20 protein-coding genes, 1 tRNA gene and 1 pseudogene are annotated in these 18,073 nt (G+C 62.5%); 15 read left to right on the top strand and 7 right to left on the bottom strand.

The window, feature by feature from the left end; all coding sequences use genetic code 11:
* Positions 1-502 precede the first annotated feature (502 nt).
* From ABIE00_RS11840 to ABIE00_RS11850, 3 genes are all read left to right on the top strand, one after another.
* A complete protein-coding gene (locus tag ABIE00_RS11840) occupies positions 503-796 on the top strand; it encodes a PDZ domain-containing protein (protein ID WP_354263342.1) in 294 nt (97 codons plus the stop codon).
* 75 nt (positions 797-871) lie between these two features.
* Positions 872-1,297 (top strand): Hsp20/alpha crystallin family protein, encoded by a 426-nt coding sequence (locus tag ABIE00_RS11845; RefSeq protein WP_331568969.1) that lies wholly within the window; start codon positions 872-874, stop codon positions 1,295-1,297.
* Positions 1,298-1,512: 215 nt separating this feature from the next.
* Positions 1,513-2,259 (top strand): hypothetical protein, encoded by a 747-nt coding sequence (locus ABIE00_RS11850; RefSeq protein WP_354260441.1) that lies wholly within the window; start codon positions 1,513-1,515, stop codon positions 2,257-2,259.
* Between the two features lie 57 nt (positions 2,260-2,316).
* Here the strand turns inward: ABIE00_RS11850 and ABIE00_RS11855 are convergent, their stop codons facing one another.
* The 3 genes from ABIE00_RS11855 to ABIE00_RS11865 form a co-directional block, all read right to left on the bottom strand.
* Positions 2,317-2,706, bottom strand: a complete 390-nt coding sequence (locus ABIE00_RS11855; RefSeq protein ID WP_354260443.1) for a hypothetical protein — start codon at positions 2,704-2,706, stop codon at positions 2,317-2,319.
* Between the two features lie 36 nt (positions 2,707-2,742).
* Positions 2,743-3,174, bottom strand: a complete 432-nt coding sequence (locus tag ABIE00_RS11860) for a J domain-containing protein (protein WP_354260445.1) — start codon at positions 3,172-3,174, stop codon at positions 2,743-2,745.
* Positions 3,175-3,294: 120 nt separating this feature from the next.
* On the bottom strand, positions 3,295-3,717 hold the full coding sequence (locus tag ABIE00_RS11865; RefSeq protein WP_306926819.1) for an Hsp20/alpha crystallin family protein: 423 nt from the start codon (positions 3,715-3,717) through the stop codon (positions 3,295-3,297).
* Between the two features lie 135 nt (positions 3,718-3,852).
* Here ABIE00_RS11865 and ABIE00_RS11870 point away from each other — a divergent pair, with 135 nt between their 5' ends.
* Complete coding sequence (locus ABIE00_RS11870; RefSeq protein WP_354260447.1) at positions 3,853-4,164, top strand: MerR family transcriptional regulator; 312 nt, start codon at positions 3,853-3,855, stop codon at positions 4,162-4,164.
* 124 nt (positions 4,165-4,288) lie between these two features.
* Here the strand turns inward: ABIE00_RS11870 and ABIE00_RS11875 are convergent, their stop codons facing one another.
* Positions 4,289-4,537: a hypothetical protein gene (locus tag ABIE00_RS11875; protein ID WP_331568961.1), complete on the bottom strand. Its 249-nt coding sequence runs from the start codon at positions 4,535-4,537 to the stop codon at positions 4,289-4,291.
* Positions 4,538-4,601: 64 nt separating this feature from the next.
* Positions 4,602-4,674: transfer RNA gene (locus tag ABIE00_RS11880), tRNA-Lys, on the bottom strand.
* Positions 4,675-5,369: 695 nt separating this feature from the next.
* On the opposite strand from ABIE00_RS11880, the gene ABIE00_RS11885 reads away from it, so the two are divergent.
* A complete protein-coding gene (locus ABIE00_RS11885) occupies positions 5,370-5,894 on the top strand; it encodes a COG4315 family predicted lipoprotein (protein ID WP_354260449.1) in 525 nt (174 codons plus the stop codon).
* A gap of 134 nt (positions 5,895-6,028) precedes the next feature.
* On the top strand, positions 6,029-6,331 hold the full coding sequence (locus tag ABIE00_RS11890; protein ID WP_354260451.1) for a hypothetical protein: 303 nt from the start codon (positions 6,029-6,031) through the stop codon (positions 6,329-6,331).
* Between the two features lie 233 nt (positions 6,332-6,564).
* Here ABIE00_RS11890 and ABIE00_RS11895 read toward each other — a convergent pair whose 3' ends face one another.
* Positions 6,565-6,912 (bottom strand): hypothetical protein, encoded by a 348-nt coding sequence (locus tag ABIE00_RS11895; protein ID WP_354260453.1) that lies wholly within the window; start codon positions 6,910-6,912, stop codon positions 6,565-6,567.
* A gap of 86 nt (positions 6,913-6,998) precedes the next feature.
* Entirely contained in the window at positions 6,999-7,133 is a 135-nt protein-coding gene (locus ABIE00_RS11900) for a hypothetical protein (RefSeq protein WP_354260455.1), read from the bottom strand.
* A 983-nt stretch (positions 7,134-8,116) separates the two neighbouring features.
* On the opposite strand from ABIE00_RS11900, the gene ABIE00_RS11905 reads away from it, so the two are divergent.
* From ABIE00_RS11905 to ABIE00_RS11945, 9 genes and pseudogenes are all read left to right on the top strand, one after another.
* Positions 8,117-9,163 carry a serine hydrolase gene (locus ABIE00_RS11905; protein ID WP_354260457.1) on the top strand — a complete coding sequence of 349 codons (1,047 nt, stop codon included), beginning with the start codon at positions 8,117-8,119 and terminating at the stop codon, positions 9,161-9,163.
* A 545-nt stretch (positions 9,164-9,708) separates the two neighbouring features.
* A complete protein-coding gene (locus ABIE00_RS11910; protein WP_354260459.1) occupies positions 9,709-10,422 on the top strand; it encodes an SDR family oxidoreductase in 714 nt (237 codons plus the stop codon).
* A gap of 242 nt (positions 10,423-10,664) precedes the next feature.
* Positions 10,665-11,714, top strand: a complete 1,050-nt coding sequence (locus ABIE00_RS11915) for an NADP-dependent oxidoreductase (RefSeq protein ID WP_354260461.1) — start codon at positions 10,665-10,667, stop codon at positions 11,712-11,714.
* Positions 11,711-12,577, top strand: a complete 867-nt coding sequence (locus ABIE00_RS11920; protein ID WP_354260463.1) for an alpha/beta fold hydrolase — start codon at positions 11,711-11,713, stop codon at positions 12,575-12,577. The genes ABIE00_RS11915 and ABIE00_RS11920 overlap by 4 nt, the downstream gene beginning before the upstream one ends.
* Before the next feature lie 113 nt (positions 12,578-12,690).
* Entirely contained in the window at positions 12,691-13,308 is a 618-nt protein-coding gene (locus tag ABIE00_RS11925) for a TetR/AcrR family transcriptional regulator (protein ID WP_354260465.1), read from the top strand.
* Positions 13,309-13,724: 416 nt separating this feature from the next.
* Positions 13,725-14,234 carry a hypothetical protein gene (locus ABIE00_RS11930; protein WP_354260467.1) on the top strand — a complete coding sequence of 170 codons (510 nt, stop codon included), beginning with the start codon at positions 13,725-13,727 and terminating at the stop codon, positions 14,232-14,234.
* Between the two features lie 580 nt (positions 14,235-14,814).
* Complete coding sequence (locus ABIE00_RS11935) at positions 14,815-15,237, top strand: substrate-binding domain-containing protein (protein WP_354260469.1); 423 nt, start codon at positions 14,815-14,817, stop codon at positions 15,235-15,237.
* 255 nt (positions 15,238-15,492) lie between these two features.
* Positions 15,493-17,001 (top strand): glycoside hydrolase family 32 protein, encoded by a 1,509-nt coding sequence (locus ABIE00_RS11940; protein ID WP_354263344.1) that lies wholly within the window; start codon positions 15,493-15,495, stop codon positions 16,999-17,001.
* Positions 17,001-17,997, top strand: a pseudogene (locus tag ABIE00_RS11945) (aldo/keto reductase family protein). The gene ABIE00_RS11940 and the pseudogene ABIE00_RS11945 overlap by 1 nt, the downstream one beginning before the upstream one ends.
* Positions 17,998-18,073: the final 76 nt, after the last annotated feature.

Consider the following 18,073-nt stretch of genomic DNA (forward strand, 5'->3'; position numbering starts at 1 on the left):
TTCACCACGGCTGAATCCTGGCGGGAGGACGAGGTGCACCTGGCGGCACCAGGCCCTATACGAGAGAGGAACGGTACGGGCAATGGATCCAATCTCGGACCTTGCCGTGGTGGAGGCTAAGCGGACAGGCCTGACTGCCGCCAAATTCCAGCCTGCCCTGCCCCGCATCGGTGAACTTGCCGTCGTGATCGGCTGACCGCTCGGATTTGAGAACACGGCGACGGCCGGCATAATCTCGGTCCTGCACCGGCAGATCCCGGGGGCTGCGTCCCGCAGCCAGTCCCTGGCAGACCTCATCCAAACCGATGCCGCGATCGCCCCGGAAACTCCGGCGGCGCAGTCGTGAACAGCAGCGGCGAAGTCGTCGGGATCAGCGAGGCCTACATACCCGCGCAGTCCGGGGCCGTGGCACTCAGGTTCGCCATCCCGGCTGCCCTGCGGTAAAGGTAGCCGACCAACTCCACGCGGACGGAACAGCCGAGCATTCCTTCATAGGCTTGGGATTGGGCGAGATCACCCGGCAGATCGCCGAAGAACTGGGGCTGCCGGACACCACCCGTGGGGCGCTGGCACTCACGGTCCAGGAAGGCGGACCGCAGACAAAGCCGGTCTCCGGCCCGGTGACGTCCTCACCAGACTCGGTGACGACGAGCTCGAATCTCCCGAGGACCTGCTCGCCGCACTGAGAAGCAAGAGCCCCGGCCAAACAGTCACCGTCGAATTCCGCCGAGGAACGAGCCAGCAAGGGGGTTATGGTGGCCGAATTTCACGCGCCCGACCTCTTGCCAGTGGTTAACCGAAGTGGTAAAAAATCTATATCAGCGGATATAGATCGATCCGCCTGAGTCAATGATGATCAAGGAGGTACGTCATGTTGATGATGAGCGATCCCTTCCGCCAGCTCGACCGGCTTGCCCAGCAGGTCTTTGGCACGGCCGCCCACCCGGCCGCCATGCCACTGGATGCCTGGCGGGAGGACACCGAGTTTGTGATCGCGGTTGACCTGCCAGGTGTGGACGTGAACTCAATTGACGTCGACATCGAGCGGAACGTCCTGACCGTGAAGGCTGAACGGAAGAACACCGCCCCCGAAGGGGCCGAGCTGGTGGCCGCCGAGCGGCCGCAGGGCGTCTTCAGCAGGCAGTTGGTCCTGGGCGAGGCGTTGGATGGCGAGAAGGTGACCGCCGGGTACGACGGCGGGGTGCTGACCCTGCGGATCCCGGTCGCTGCCAAGGCTCAGCCACGGAAGATCGAAATCACCAGCGGCCAGGGCGCCCAGCAGCAGATCAGTGCCTAGCCGGGATGGAGGGGCCCCGAACCGCCAGGCTGTTTCAGCGCGCCTGACCTTCAGGGATGAACGTCGACGTGTCATTCGCGCACAGGCAGTCGCGGGGCGATAGACGCCCCTCCCGGGCGCGGTCCCCGGTACCGGTGACCCGGGGACCGCGCCACACCACACGACGAAGGGGCACGACGTGACCAGACCATGAGGAGGACGGGAGACTCAGTGAAATGCCAGTCACACGCAATGTTGCCTGGGACAGGCGTTTGGAATGCTTTAAGGGCAGGGACACGACACAGTATGTGCTCACGGCTGCCTCCATGGCCAGCGCGTGCGCAGCCTGCGGGGGACCCCTTGAGTCCGGCGAGCCGCTCTCACTGCTGGTGAACGTCACGGAAAGCACGGCACCGGACGGAACCAGTTACGTCACCTTCACCGACTGCGTCTGCCACCGCCGGTGCAGTGATCCCGGCCTGAATGTCCAGCGGAGCCAGTGGGTACCAAACAGACTCACCCCCATGGCCGCCCGGATGGTTCTCACCCAGCAGTCCGGTAACGGGCAGGAACGCCTGGTGCCGATGCTGGCGTACACACTGGTCCCCGTGGTGGCTTTTCGGGAGAACGACGGCGACCTGACCTCCGCCCTCGTCTCAATCCTGCTCTTCCACGGCTTCCAATTGGCCATGAGCCCCGACTACGCCGGCATCCTGGAAGACGCCGTCGAAACGTCGGCCAGCTGCAGCTTCTCCCTGACAGGACAGGGCCTGATCACCCTCAGCATCGGCGGCAGAACCCTCTTCGGGGAACAGCTCCACCCGGATGAAGCCGAGGACGCGCTGTGGCTCGAGGCCGCCCGCGGCGGCCACGTCCTGGTCATCAGCGGAGACAATCTCGTCATCACGACCAATGGGCTGGACATCCGGCACGCCGCAGCCCAGGGAACACTGGTCATCGGCACGGTCCCCATCCACGCATAGGCCGTGGGCCCAGCCGTGCCCCGCTGATAACACGGGCGCGTGCGAACAGGACTGAAGCTAGTCCACGAGCGGAGGAGGGCCGAAGAGGAATTCGTTGGCGTGCGACACGGCTTTGCGGAACGCGTCATTCCGAAGCGCCGCCAGGTGTTCAATGTCATCCACGCCGGGTTCAAGAAATCCGGTAAAGCCCGGGCGAAGCACCCAGATATCCCCGGCCGGCGGCAGGTAGAACACCCCGAAGGAACGGTGCTGATGGTCGTCGTCGCTCCAGATGGGCACCACAGCCAGGGCGGCACCGGTTGCAGGGTTGATCCATTGCGCCCGTGGCAGCGGCTCCTCGTGGGCCTCGGGGTCCAGGAACGGGGCCGTGCCCTTGCCCCAGCGCTGTTCGAAGCGCTCGTGGAAGGCCGGGATCAGGTGCGAGTCGTAGCGGCGCCAGTCGCTCATCGTGGTTGTTCTCCTCTGGGTCTGATTCATGTGTTGTTACGCCCACGGTCCGCTCTCCCACCTGACGGGTGTGACGCGCAGTGGCGGCTCCCGGCGCCGGACCAAGCGGACCGGAATATCTTGCGGACTGTTGCCGTCCCACTTTTCGGTGCTCCGGCGGGTTTCCTGGCCATCCGCGTCCCCACGCTGCTGCGGCCGATTGCGCTCCGGAGTCGGAACTGCGGTCCCGGCGCGGGAGGCTTCCCGGTCGTAGGCGTGGCGGCGCTTGGGGTCACGGAGCACGGAGAAGGCCTGCATGATCAGCTGCAGTTCGGCCGGCGCAGCCCCTCCGCCTGTCACTTCGGGGCCGGCAACATCGGGGTGGTGCCGGCGCATGAGGGTGCGGTAGGCGCGCGCGATTTCCCGTGGCGATGCGCCAGGGGAAACGTGCAGGACTGCGTAATAGTCCGGGACAGATCTGGTCATCATGAAGCCTGTGGCTACTGCAACATTGTGCTGGTCTTTGCGGCTGGCAGCGGCCCGGGGCGGCCTCCGGCAGACGCCCAAAGGCAGAAATCCGGACGCCGTCCCGTCACGCGCATCGAAGGGCTATGTCTCGATCTGGTGCTGCTGGCCTTTGCTTTCGATCTCAATCTTGCGCGGCTTTGCCTGCTCCGCCACGGGGATCCGCAATGTCAGCACACCGACGTCGTAACTGGCCTTGATGTTCTCGGTGTCGAGGGTGTCGCCGAGGATAAGCTGGCGGCTGAAGACGCCGCGTGGCCGTTCGGAGACCACTAGTTCGACATTGGGCTGGGTGGCGTCCCGGCGCTCTGCCCGGACGGTGAGGACGTTCCTTTCAACGTTCAGGTCCACGGCGTCGGGTGAGATCCCTGGCAGGTCGAAGGCCACGACAAATTCCCCGTCTTCCTGCCATGCGTCCATCGGCATGGCGGCCGGACGGGCTGCTGTTCCGAAGACCTGCTGGGTGAGCCGGTCCAGCTCACGGAACGGGTCAGTACGGATTAGCATCATTTCCCACTCCCTTCAGCATCTAGGTTTCATGGTTACCCACCGCCGGGTATCTGTGACAGTGGATATAGATTTCTTATAGCACTGGTGACAAACTGGTGCAAGAGGAAATCCAACTGAATTGACGGGAAAGTGATGGCAAACCAGCACAGGAGCGGACGAAGGCTCTACGCGATTTCGGTGGTGGCGGAACTCCTGGGGACGGGCCAACAAAACATCCGGCTCTATGAACGCCGCGGCCTGCTCACGCCCGAACGGACCGAGGGAGGCACCCGCCAGTACAGCGAATCCGACCTTGCCGTCCTTCGCCGGATCGGAGAACTCCTGGAGGAGGGGCTCAATCTGGCCGGCGTCGCCAAGGTACTGGAACTGGAAATGGACAATGCCCGACTCCGGCGCCAGCTAAAGCGCGCCCGAAGCGCCCGCCCGAACGAGGACAGCATGTAATGCACCAGGACCCCCGCCGCCTCACGCCGGCTGCGCGGCACGGACCGGCTCCGGCAGGACAGGCGCGCCCGCCCTGCAGCGTCCACGGGGCCCGCTGACACGGCGGAACAGAACCTATGCATCCCTACGAAAGGCCTGCAATCCCTGGTTTCTTCCAAGACGGTTCCCGGCCGGGAATGTTCCGGCTGAGCAGATCCAGCAGTTCACCCTGATTCAGCCCGGTCGCCTCGCTGACCTCGGCAAGGGTGGCATCCCCGGTTCTCAGCAGCGCCGCGGCGGATTCCCGAAGCGTTCTGTATGCAACATCCAGGGTGGCTTCGGCGGTTGCTATGACCGCCGCCAGTGCCCGCAGCCTCTGGAGTTCTGAGTCCATTTCGCATCACCGCCCCTTCGTCTGGACCCCGCCGAACCAGGAGTCCGGCGGCACTGTTCCGGCGTGCACCCGGTGGGAATCGAACCCACGACCCGAGGATTAAAAGTCCCCTGCTCTCCCGGCTGAGCTACGGGTGCGTGCCGCCTGTGCAATACCGGTCAGTTCGTGTCAGCCTCATCAATGATCTATATCAACCACCATAGATTTTTAGCACTGCAGCAGCGCGGGCGCAAGAGTTTTCGGGCGGGAAACCGGAACAGAAACCTTGTGCGATGCGGCGGCGAGTGCTACTAAATCTATATCAACAGATATAGATCAGGATGAAGTTGCATGAAGACAAAACAAGCTACTGCGGACAATCCGCTCAAACTCAACGCTGTGATTAAAGGCACAGTACTGCGTATCAGGAACCATGACTACCACGTGTTGGCCGCCGAGCAACACGATGGCCTGGTACACCTGACACTCCAGGCACCAGACGGAGACCACTGCACCTTCATCGGCACCAAGGGAACACGGGTGAGGCCCGCCCCGCCCCTGGACAAGCGACGGGACAAACAGCGGAGGTAAGGCGCGTTGGTCTCGACAGGCCCAATCGCGTGCGCCGCCGTCGTCAAAATCCCTGCCGCAATAGAACATTGAGGGGCGGCTGCCGTGATGAAGGCAGCCGGATGGATCGGGAGTTGAGCCTGCCTCGTCGGTTAATCTGAACCATTCTTTGGCAGACGGCGTCGTACCGTATAGCCGCTCTGATCTGCAGGCCTGTGCTCTGACCGTTGATTTGGGCGCCAGCGGGGGCAAAATCCCCAAGAGATCAGGTCAAGGAGGAGACATGAATAAGCAACTGCGCGTCAGCCTCGCCGCGCTGGCCGTGACTGTGGCGCTTGCCGGTTGCGGCGGGAACTCAGGCACAACAAGCCCCACCACAGGCTCTCTGCCAACGAGCGCCACCGCTCCGGCGCCGGGCGTGTCCACTACCCCTGCAGCCGGCGTCGAGCTCAAAACCGCAGCATCAACGGCGGGGCAGATTGTGGTGGACAAAGACGGTAGGAGCGTCTATTTCTTCACCAAGGACATCAAGGACTCCGGAAAGAGTGCCTGCAAGGATGCCTGCGCGGCGGCCTGGCCCGCAGTCACCACAACGTCCACAGCACCCGCCGCGGATGGAGTGAGCGGCACCATCGGTACCATCACCACGGCTGATGGTTCCAAGCAGATCACCATCAATGGCATGCCCGTCTACTACTACGCCAAGGACAAGCAGGCCGGAGACATCCTGGGCCAGGGAGTCAACAATGTCTGGTACCTCGTGAGTCCCGCCGGGGAGATGATCAAGTCAGCAGTGGGAGGGTACTAACCCGGAGACCGCTCCCCGAGAAGGGGCCGCCGCGATCGTTGGCTTCGTCTGGCGCTGCGTCAGCTGCGGCTGAAGAGCACCCTAAGTTTGAACCACCTGGCCATAGGGCCTGGCAATGACGGCAACAAGTACGAGTGGCAGGACTGGCCGGCGGAATCGCTCGGACTGATGCCGCCGACACGCTGATCGGGGCAGGCGTCCTGGAGCCCCGCCAACTTCGGACCGAAGGAACCGAACTGCCCTCGTTGCCGGTCAATTGCAGACCGCTGATCGCCACGGCAGCCATCACCAGCGCTCTCTGGGCAAGACAGCGCAAAGACATCGACGTCCTCTCTTATCCGCGCGATCACGCCGTGCTCGGCCAGTGCCTGTCCGCCGGTGAGGACGAAGACCCGAAGCCTGGTGTGCACATTGTGCACGTCCTTTTTGTCTTTTGAGGGACCACGCAGCGAGGTGGCGAAGCCCTTCCGGGCTCTCGAACATCTAGTCCGGCGGAGACTGCAGAAAAAGCGTGACGGGACTGTGTGAAATAACGCGGATCCGCGGTTGGCTTGGCACGCCGAGTCCCCCTTACGCGGGACGCACATAAAGCAAGCGGACGACGGCGGGACTACCCGCCGTCGTCCGCTACCGTTGGCAGGGCCCTCCATCGCGCCCTGTGCACCACTGCTTAGGCGGCGAGCGGCATGTCGAACAGTTGCTCAGCAAGCCTGATGAGGTGGCGGGGCACGTCGGCCTCTTCGCCGGAACACCCGTGGCCCAGGAACAGGGCGGTGCCGTGGAGGGTTTCCTCGACATTGATGCCGGTTTCGCGTATGAGTACCTCGGCGCGGAGGTTCTGGGCGGCCATCCGGTTCGCTTCGCTGTCCAGGTAGACGTGCCAGGCACGGCCGGCGATGACGCCGACCTCCCCGTTGGCCACCCGCTGCAGTGTTGTCGTGTCCAGTTCAACAGCTTTGATGTGTACCGGGTGGGCTAGTCGGGCCGGGACAACGAGGGCGTTGCAGGGGGTATGCATGATCAAGTCCTTCAAAAACGTGGTTCGTGATGTGCAGAGGGCGGCCGGCCGGGCCAGGAGTCCCGGAGCCGGCGCCCGCTGACATGTCAGCGCTGGTTTTTGCGGGGTTTTACAAAATTCAGTTCGCTGTTTTCATTTTTGGCTCTTTTTTCGACGCGCTTTTCCAGAATGGATTTGCCGGCTTTTTTGGCCGCGCCGCTTCTGGGGGATTTTCCGGACATCGGAATCACACCTTTCTTTGCTTGCGTTACTCGATACCCTACCCACTTATATTTTTTTAGCCAGTCCAGGGGAAGCTGCTTCCGTTGGTCGCTCGCCTCGGCAGCAAAAGCCCATGGAGCCCAGCGGCTCCATTAGCCGGTTTTCAGGTATATGAGCGATGAATGGCGTCGAGTCGCTTTCGGGCAGAGCTTGTAATCGCGAAATTTAATGCAACAAAGAGACGCTGAATCATAAGATACTGCTTTTCAGCTTCAGGTTTCCAAAGTCCCGCGAGCCAAGTAGTCGAGGAAAATTTCCCGACTCAGCCACCCGGAGCCTCACTCTGTCCGCATCAGCTCTGACGCGTAGAGCTGGCTGGTGAAGAAGCCATCCGCAAACACCTCGCCGCTTCAGGGCAACCCGGCTCAAGACTCCGAGCGTCCGCCTTGCGCCTCAACCGACACGAGCCCAGTTCCGGTTTCCGCCCGCCGTCCTCCAGGCACAGAGCTCGGGCGCTTGAAGAAGTGATTACCCGTCAGCTTGAAGTACACCGAGCCTGGACCACATCTCCTTGCTTGCATATCAGAAGCAGGACCCGGCCCTGGGCAAGCGCCTTGGTCCGGCGCCAGATTTCAGTTCGTGTGCTGGAAGGCGAGTGGTGCCTCCTTGGACAGGGACCGGCCTTTCACTGGCCTTTGCCCTGTTTGTCCGGAACAGACCATTCGGTGTTTCCTCGAGCTCTAGGTAGCCAACCTTCAGGCGGGAGTTCTTGAACCAATGACCCGCGCTATGCACCAGCCGGGACAACAACCCAAAGTCCTCGACAATTCCAACCGCCCGGAGCACCATGAACTTGTATTTACCATGTCGAGCCGATCGGGCTTTGACCAGGCCTGCATCGGTTATCAACCAGGACTCTGCTGCTCGCAGAACGAACCCCGCCGCCGAGCTCGTTCCAGAGAGCCCGGCGGGCACTCCGCCCAGAGTAGAAGGCGTACGTCGCATGTCTCCCCGATCGACTACCCACCCGACAACATGGCTCGGGCGCGGCCTCATCGCATCCATTGCGGCGCTGGTCCTGCCACTGTCGCTTAGCAGCTTCGCCGTTGCCGACGATGAGCCATCATCCCCCAAGAGCTGGAACATCGCGGTCGGCTCGGAGGCACCCGGCCAGGCCATCCAGCGCATGTCCTTCCCCCGCGCCAGCATTTACGTCAATGTCGGCGACACGATCACGTCGGAGACCAGTTCCACAGAAATCCGCACCGTGGCCTTTCCGGCACGCGGCCAGTGGCCCAAGCCCTTCAGCCCGTCTGTCGGAACAGCTGCCGTTCCAGCTGAACGACTCATTCAGGCCGCACCACCCTACGGCGCTCTCCGGAAACAGCTAAACGCCATCATAGCCACCTATCCCCAGTACCAGCTCGGCGTCGCCCTCATTGACATGTCGGATGGCGTCATCCACACCTACGGCGTCCAGGGAAAGTTTGTTGCGGCCAGCACAGCGAAGATCTTGGCCGCGGGCGCCTACTACCACTACGCGGAGCGGGGCCTGCTGTCCCTCACGGCACCGATGGGCGGCCATACCGCGGCCTATCAGATCCACCAGATGATCCAGCAGAGCAACAACCAGTCCTGGGCACTGATTCTTGGCGCCCTCGGCAACCAACGGATCCATGATTACGCCGCAGCCCTGGGGATTTCCTATTACAGGACCCTCAACGAGCTGTCCCCCGCGGAGACGGCCACACTGCTCTATCTGTTGTACACCGGGCGCCTGATCACCACTGCCCATGCGAACCAATTGCTCTCCTACATGCAACACACGAACTACGAAACCCTCATCCCCGCCGCCGTCCCACCCGCCATCACCGTGTTCCACAAGTACGGGCTGCTGAACGGGTACCTCCACGACGCGTCCATCCTGGTCCAGAGCGGCCGGGCCTACGCCTTCGTGGTGTACACCCTGGGCAGGAGCATGGCGGACATTCCAGCGCGAACCGGGGTCATCCACAAACTCACCCGCGCGGTTGTAGAGAAGCTGTTCTAACACCCGCCGATCACGACTGTGCGGGGGCACTTCGGCAGGACCACACGCTCACGCTCCATCCGCGGCAGCGTAGCGTTCGGCGGCCTCGTACCGGGTGGTGGCCGCGGGGGCTGTCTACGAAGCACGCATATGGGCCAGCGGAGGCCCGATGAGCGACAAATTGTCGTGACGGTCTTAGATCTCATCGCGACGACGACATTCAGCCTGGACCGTTTTCGGAGGAGCGAGACAGGGCCGACAAGTAGGTGACGTCACGTTTCGCGGTTTCTGTGCTCGTCAATGACGGAGTGAAGATTCCGCATACCGTCCGGAGCCCTCCTATCGACGCTCCCCTGCTAGCTCGCAGGTGGCAGGGCAGGCTGACGACAAAGGACGAAGGTATGGCGATGGGAATTTTTCCTGACTGCGCTCAGTTACGAGTGTAATCACTACGATTCTTTGGCTGGCATTTACTCGTGGTCCTGATTCGTGGTTCACACACAACAGCCAAACCATCCGCGCCGACCTGCTGTGCGATGCACCCAGCAACAAGAAGGAACTCTGAAATGCCTACATTCAATGGAGCAGTCGTCCTCGTCACCGGAGCAAACGGCGGCATCGGAACAAACTTCGTCCACGACGCCCTCGCCCGCGGCGCCAGCAAGGCCTACGCCACCGCCCGCACCCCCCGCACCTGGGACGACGAGCGCATCGTCCCGCTCACCCTCGACGTCACCGACCCCGCCTCCATCCAGGCAACAGCCGAGACCGCCGGGGACGTCACGGTGTTGATCAACAACGCCGGAGCCGGCGTGGCAAGCACGGGCATCCTCACCCACACCGAGGAGGAAATCCGAACCAATGTCGAGACGAACTTCCTCGGCCCGCTGTTCCTCACCCGCGCATTCGCACCGACCCTGTCCGCGAACGATGAATCCGTGATCATCGACATCCACTCCGCAATGAGCTGGTACGCCATCGGTGGCATTTATAGCGCCACCAAAGCCGCCCTCTGGTCTGTAACCAACTCACTGCGCCTGGAACTCGCCCCCACTGGTGTACACGTGCTGGGCGTCCACGTCGGCTACGTCGACACCGCGATGGCTACGCAGGCCGCCGGGCCCAAGATGGACCCAGCCGATCTACTACGCACCGTGATGGATGCCGTGGAAGCCGGCGAGTACGAGGTTCTCGCGGACGAAACCTCCGTACAGCTCAAAGCCGGGCTCAGCGGCCCAATCGAGGCTCTCTACCCACAACTTGCGCACACCAAAGCCTAGGGAAACGGTAATGCCGTGATTATGACCTGGGGTCATGATCACGGCACCTATAGCCACGGCTCTCCCTTGACTAAATTACTGACTCTACTCATAATTGAGCATAGTCGGAGTCCATCTCAGTCCGATTACAGGAGCGGCGTTTACGGACAATGCCCCTGCGACCCGACCGGCGCCCCAAGGGATTTGCCTGCGTCACTGGCAGCAACTGTTAGCCCACCATCGTCAAAAAGGAGCATCAAGGCATGCGAGCGTTCGTCGTCACGAAGTACAAGGAGCCGCTGCGCGAAGTGGACGTCCCTGAGCCCGCTGTCGGCGACGGGGATGTGCTCGTTCAGGTGCAGGCAGCTGGCCTGAACCAGTTGGATGAGAAGATCCGGTTGGGTGAGTTCAAGCAGATCCTTCCCTACAAGCTGCAGCTGATCCTCGGCAACGACCTCGCGGGCACCGTCATTCGCGTAGGCGCAAATGTGCGCCGGTTCAAACCGGGAGACGAGGTTTATGGCCGCCCCGACAAGGACCGCATCGGCACGTTCGCCGAGCGCATCGCCGTCGCCGAAACCGATCTGGCACTTAAGCCCGCATCCGTCAGTATGGTGGAGGCTGGCTCTCTGCCGCTGGTGGCGCTTACGGCGTGGCAGGCGCTCGTCGAGAAGGGCAATGTACAGCCGGGGCAGAAGGTTCTCATTCACGCCGGCGCCGGCGGGGTCGGGTCGATCGCGATCCAACTCGCCAAGCACCTCGGCGCGACCGTTGCGACCACCGCGAGCAGTCCCAACGCCGACTTCGTGCGCGGCCTGGGCGCGGACACGGTGATCGATTACCGCACGCAGAACTTCGAACAGATCCTCAACGGATATGACCTCGTCCTGGACAGCCTCGGCGGAAGGAACCTCGAGAAGTCGCTTCGCATCCTGAGGCCCGGCGGGAAAGCGATTGGGATCACCGGGCCGCCGGACCCGGCATTCGCTAGCGAGGTCGGCCTCAACCCGATGCTGAGGTTGGCGATCACCGGGCTTAGCAGCAAGATCCGGAGGCAGGCGAAAAAGCTCGGCGTCCATTACGAGTTCCTCTTCATGCATGCCAGCGGCGACCAGCTGCGTGAGATCGCAACCCTCGTGGACGAGGGCGTGCTGCGCCCGATCGTGGGGAAGGTTTTCGACTTCGCCCAGACGCCCCAAGCGCTGCAATCACTATCCGGCGGCGGCATCCGCGGCAAAGCCGTCGTCACCCTTGCCGGCGGACCCGCCGTCGGCCATTCACTTCGTGCGCCATCCAGGAGAACATCATCATGAACAACACCGCCAGCCCGGACGAATCCGTCGTCACCTCCTATGCGGACGCACCAACCCGTACGGTCACCGCCGGCGGCGTCACCTTCGCGTACCGCGAGCTGGGACCGAAGGGCGGCATCCCGGTCTTCTTCTTCGTGCACCTCGCCGCAACCCTGGACAACTGGGACCCCGGCATCATCGACCCCGTCGCGAAGAACCGACACGTTATCACCTTCGATCAGCGCGGCGTCGGCGCCTCCACGGGGCTGGTTCCCGACAGCATCGAGGCAATGGCCGAGGACGCCTACAGCTTCATCAGGGCCCTCGGGTTCGACAAGATCGATGTCTTCTCTTTTTCGATGGGAGGAATGATTGCCCAGGACCTGGTCCTCAAGCATCCCAACCTTGTCCGCAAACTCGTACTTACCGGCACCGGGCCACGCGGCGGCAAGAATATGGACAAGGTCGTCGGCACTACCTACTACGACGTCCTCCGTGCCGTACTGACACGGTCGGACCCGAAGGAATTTCTGTTTTTCAGCCGCAACGCCGCCGGCAAGGCGGCTGCGAAGGCTTTCATCACGCGCCTCCAGGAGCGCACTGTCGACCGCGACAAACCGATCAGCACCAGGACTTTCCAGACGCAGTTGAAGGCAATCCAGAAGTTCGGCCGCTCCGTCCCGGCGGACCTATCAAAGCTCACCCAGCCCACGCTTATCGTCAACGGCGACAACGACCGCATGGTTCCGTCAGTCCTCTCTGAAGACCTGCACCAGCGCATCAAGGGATCCGAACTGATCATCTACCCCGACTCCGGCCACGGCGGCATCTTCCAGCACCACGCCAGATTCACCCCCGTCGCCGTCAACTTCCTTGCCACCTGATGGGCACGCCGACGGGAAGACAACAATGAACATCTCGTGCGAATGGTTATGAGCACTGCCGGGAGATTATACTCATAACTGAGCATAGTCAGTTTATTCCGGGAGGAACCATCATGCCTGTCGCTCCCCAGCCCGTCGGACGGCGCGAGCGGAACAAGCAGCAGAAGCTGGACCGCATCACTGCCGCAGCCAGCGAGCTGTTCGCTGAACACGGCGTCGAGGATGTCACGACGCAGCAGATCGCCGATAAGGCCGACGTCGGCACCGGCACCTTGTTCCTTTACGCCAGAACTAAGGGAGAACTCCTCCTGCTCGTGCAAAACGCCCATTACGCCGAGGCCCTTGCCCGGGGCCGGGCTGCTGCTGAGACCGTTCCGGATGTGCTGGAAGCGGTGACGTCCATCGTGCAACCGATCGTTGAATGCAACCGCACCCAGGTCGACAACGGACGCACCTACCTGCGGGAGATGGTCTTCGGCGACCCGACGGAGCCACACCACAATGAGGCCCTCTCCATCGTCGCACGGACCGAAGAGGCCATCGCTGCCGTCTTGGGCCGCAATGGACTTTTCAATGCCGGTGATGCCACAACCACCGCACGCATCGTTTCGGCGATCATGTTCCTCAGCATGGCAGCGAGTGCAGATCCCGCTTTTCGCGTCGAGGACATTGTGCAGGACATCAGGGCCCAGATCCGCCTGCTCCTGCCCGCTGACGCAAGAACCTCCTGACCACATCAGCGTCAGACATGCGTCATATCAGCTGAAACTACACCCCAACCTGATATTGGGGACCCGGATTTGTTGACGTACTCTTCGACGTCCAGCCCGTCACGGAGCAGGCCCCGCTCCGAGAACAGGTCATAGACAACATTCCAGGCGCGATCCATTGGGCGTTGATCGATGCTTCCACTGTTGGAGCCGTCATGGATTCATGGTCCCTCTGTCACTGCCCTACGCGGTGAAGGTAGCGGGCGTGTCCTGAATGTGAGCCGTGACCGCCTGGATCGGCGGTGGTTGCTTTGTACGGCCGGCCCGCCCACCATGGAATTGTGTGTACCAAGGGCGGGCGCAGCCTCTGTTTTGTGCTGTGTCTACTGATCCCTCTGAGTGGAACGGCGGGGTGCATCTACGACTACCCCGAGCCCGTGCACATCCCAGCAGCTGGCCCCGGTCCGGGGCATACCCCAACTGCCGATCCGGCACCGGCAAGGGGCGCCCCGAAGCCTTATAGCGATCGGCTGGTACTGGAACAGGAGGCCAGGAACTACGCTGAGCTGGACCGGCTCCTCGCGCCATTGCCGGAGCCCGTTATCCTTTACGACGTGGGACCCCTGGACGGCCCGCTGAGGGGATTCGGCAGTACCGAGAAGGTACCGGCTAGCGGGCAATACACCGTCAACGCAGCCTGTGTTGGTGCTTCCGGTGCGAAGGTCGCCGTCGGGCAGGAGCATCCCGGCGCCCCCTTCCGGCCCATAGAGCTCGCGCTGGATTGCACCAAGACCACCTCACAGGTCATTGCGCTTCAGCAGGGCTACGTTTTCGCGCATCTCTTGCTGCCCGGCCCAGGCGATACACCGTGGACAGGAGCGGTGGGCGGTGTACTTGTGACCAGGATCCCGGAGCGTGTCACTCCTGCCCGGACGGCCGCTCGATAACATTCAATATCGAGCCGGGAAAACCCCGAAGCAGCAGATGCACGCTCTATCCTCTCGGTCCGGCCGGCCGGACGGGTGAGTCACATCCCTGCCCCGGCCACATCACCAGACTGCCAGCCGCTCACAGAACAACCGGGTAAAGACTTACAAAGCCATGGGCTGGCGCACGCGATACTCTCTCTCCCTACGCGGGGCTTCTCAAGACCGTTGACTAACACAGCGGTCGTACGCAGTTGTCTGATCCTTACCGGCCAAGCGGCCGAGCGCCGTATACAACGTGGTGGCCCTGCGGCTGACGGTTAGTCTGCCGACGATGATCGTCCGGCTCTGGCGAGGGGAAAGTCTGTGGATGGCTACCCCCAACTTAAAAAACTCTTTGACACTCGAGAAGTAACGCGGGTAACTTAGATCACAGCACTCCTAGTAACGCGAGTTACCAAGAAGCGCCCAACTACAATCCCTCTACTGGCAGCACCCCCAGTTCAACGACACCACTGGAGTATTCAATGGCGAGAACCGCCTCCCTGAAGAGGGATCCCGAACCGCTCCCCGCCGTGGCCTCGCGGTTACGGCCGGGCATTTGTGGGGCGTCCATGGTGAGGCTCTGGCCGACGCCGGGCTGGAGCTTGATCCGGAGCTGGTGGTGGCCGGGTATGCGACGGCCGACGGCGGCTACGACGCTGCCTGCCAAATCCTTGACCGCTACCCCGCCAAGGACAGGCCAACGGCCCTGTTCTGCCTCAATGACCGCATGGCCATGGGCGCCTACGATGCCATCAAGGAACGCGGCCTGGCCATCCCCGGGGACATCGCCGTGATCGGCTTCGACAACCAGGAACCCATTGCCGCCTACCTCAGGCCCAAGCTGACCACTGTTGCGTTGCCGTTCGAAAAAATGGGCGCCCTGGGAGTCCAGACGCTCGCCGCGCTTACAGCAGGACAGCCGATCACTGCCGACCAGCAGTTGGTCGACTGTCCGCTGCTAGAACGCTCTTCGGTCTGACCGCGAAATCAACGTCGAAGAGCTACCCCACCCACCCTTCACCTTGCTGATGAAGACAGGAAAGAGATAACCCAATCATGACACAACCCACATTCTTCAGGCCGGCCGGCCAGGTGTAGCCCCAATACAAATGATCTCCTGACCACCTTGCTCCTGCTCCGGCCCAGCCTGTCCGAGTTCGGGCTGCTCCTCCACGCCGAAGCACGCCTCCTTTACGGGTCCGCGGACCTCACGCCCGTCCATGAAACGAGAACAATGAACAGCGTCACCTCCACCCTTGAGACCTACAGACCGGCCATGCACTATGCCGCCAGGGACACGTGGCTTAACGATCCCAACGGACTGGTCTTCCACGAGGGCACTTATCACCTGTATTACCAGAACAACCCCTTCGGAAACGTCCACAGCAACATGTCCTGGGGTCATGCGACCTCCACGGACCTGGTCAGCTGGGAGGAACAGCCGGTTGCGATCCCCTGCGATGACATTGAGGAGATCTTCTCCGGCAGCATCGTGGTAGACACCCACAACACCAGCGGATTCGGCGCAGACGGAAAACCTCCTCTGGTGGCCGTCTACACCAGCGCGTACAAACCGGGTTCCCCCCGCCAGGGCACCCAGGCCCAGTCCATCGCGTGGAGCACCGACGGCGGCTACACCTGGACCAAGTACGCCGGCAACCCAGTCCTGACCAGGAACTCACCGGAATTCCGGGACCCCAAGGTCTTCCGCTACAACGGCCCGGCCGGCAGCTACTGGGTTATGGTGGCCGTGGAAGCACACGACTTCACCGTCCTGCTTTACCGCTCGGAGGACCTCAAAAACTGGGAATACCTCAGCACCTTCGGCCCTGCAAACGGCACCGGTGGAATCTGGGAATGCCCGGACCTCTTTGAGCTGCCGCTGGACGGTGATGCCGCGGCCAGGAAATGGGTCCTGACGGTGAACATGAACCCCGGGGGACCCAACGGCGGTTCCGCAGGCCAGTACTTTGTGGGACAGTTCGACGGCGTTACGTTCAGCTCCGAGACAACGCTCACCGAGGGGATGCAGGACCCGGAATGCATAACCGACTACCAGTGGCTTGACTGGGGCCGTGACTACTACGCCGCCGTCTCGTTCAGCAATGTCCCGGACGGCCGGCGGCTGATGATCGGCTGGATGAACAACTGGCAGTATGCCAACCACATTCCCACCTCGCCCTGGCGCAGCCCCATGAGCCTCGTCCGGGATGTGTCCCTCGTTTCCGTGAACGGGCAACCCCGGCTCGTGCAGCAACCCGTGACGGAAGTGAGAGCAACTTCGCAACCGGGTCCCGTGAGGCGGGTGAGCGTAGACGGGGCAATGGAAGTCAAGGGGGGCACGGCAGTGCAGCTCGTTGACATCACCTTCACGCCAGGCAGTGCCGAGGAATTCGGCCTTGTGGTCCGGGGGGCAGCCGACGGCACGGTCGGGACACGGATCGGGATCCGCCCCGGCAGCGGAGAACTCATCGTGGACCGGACCCACTCCGGCGACACCGGCTTCCATGAAGCCTTTCCCTCCGCCAGCCGCGCCCCGATTGCTGCCGGACAGGACGGCAGCTACACCCTGCAGATCTTCGTTGACCACTGCTCCGTGGAAGTCTTCGCGAACGCCGGGCTCGCCACCGTGACCGAACTGATCTTCCCCGATGCCGCCCAAACATCCCTCACCTTGTACTCCACCGGCGGCACAACCGACGCTGCGCTCCAACTCACCGACTTCGGAAAGGAAAAAGCCTGATGGAACACCGCAAGCTGGGTTCCTCGGGCCTGTACATCAGCGAAATCGCCTACGGAAACTGGTTCACCCACGGTGAGCAGATCGACCAGGCCGCCGCGGCGCAGTGCGTCAAGCAGGCACTGGACCTGGGCATCACCACATTCGACACCGCCGATGCCTATGCCCGAAACCGGGCCGAAGAAGCCTTGGGCGAGGCGCTCAAAGGTACACGCCGCGAAAGCGTGGAGATTTTCACCAAGGTCTACTTCCCTACCGGGGAGGGCCGGAACGATCGTGGCCTGTCCCGCAAACACGTCATGGAGTCCATCAACTCATCGCTCCGCCGGCTCCAAACCGACTACGTCGACCTCTACCAGGCTCACAGGTACGACTACGAGACCCCACTGGAAGAGACCATGCAGGCCTTCGCCGATATTGTCAGGGCCGGGAAAGCGCACTACATCGGGGTGTCGGAGTGGACGGCGGACGAGATCCGATCCGGAGTTGCCCTTGCCAACGAACTTGGCGTCCAGCTCATCTCCAACCAGCCGCAGTATTCCATGCTCTGGCGCGTCATCGAACAGGAAATCGTTCCCCTCAGCGAGGAACTGGGCATCGGGCAGATCTGCTGGTCTCCGCTCGCCCAGGGAGTCCTCACCGGCAAGTACGCCCCCGGCGCGGCAGCCCCGCAAGGCTCCCGCTTCCGTGCCGACAACGGCGACCTCAAGAACGACCACCGCTTTCTCCGCGAGGACATCCTCACCCGCGTCCAGCAACTGTGGCCCCTGGCCGACGAGGCCGGACTGTCCATGGCAGCCTTCGCTGTCGCATGGGTCCTGCAGAGCCCCAACGTCTCAGCAGCCATCGTCGGAGCATCGGCCAGAGCAACTCGTAGACAACGTCCAGGCCGCAGGAGTCAGACTCGACCCCGAATTGCTCCTGAAGATCGACGACATCCTCGGCCCCGTGGTCGAAAGAGACCCGGGGAAGGTCGAATCCTTTCAGAACCGTCCCTGAACCGCCCTACGACCCCATCAAGGACGGCGGTGCTGGACACCCCAGCCCACCGCAATCCGGCCCGGGTTCTGCCCGC

Origin of the sequence: Arthrobacter sp. OAP107, assembly GCF_040546765.1 — a bacterium.
GTDB lineage: Bacteria > Actinomycetota > Actinomycetes > Actinomycetales > Micrococcaceae > Arthrobacter.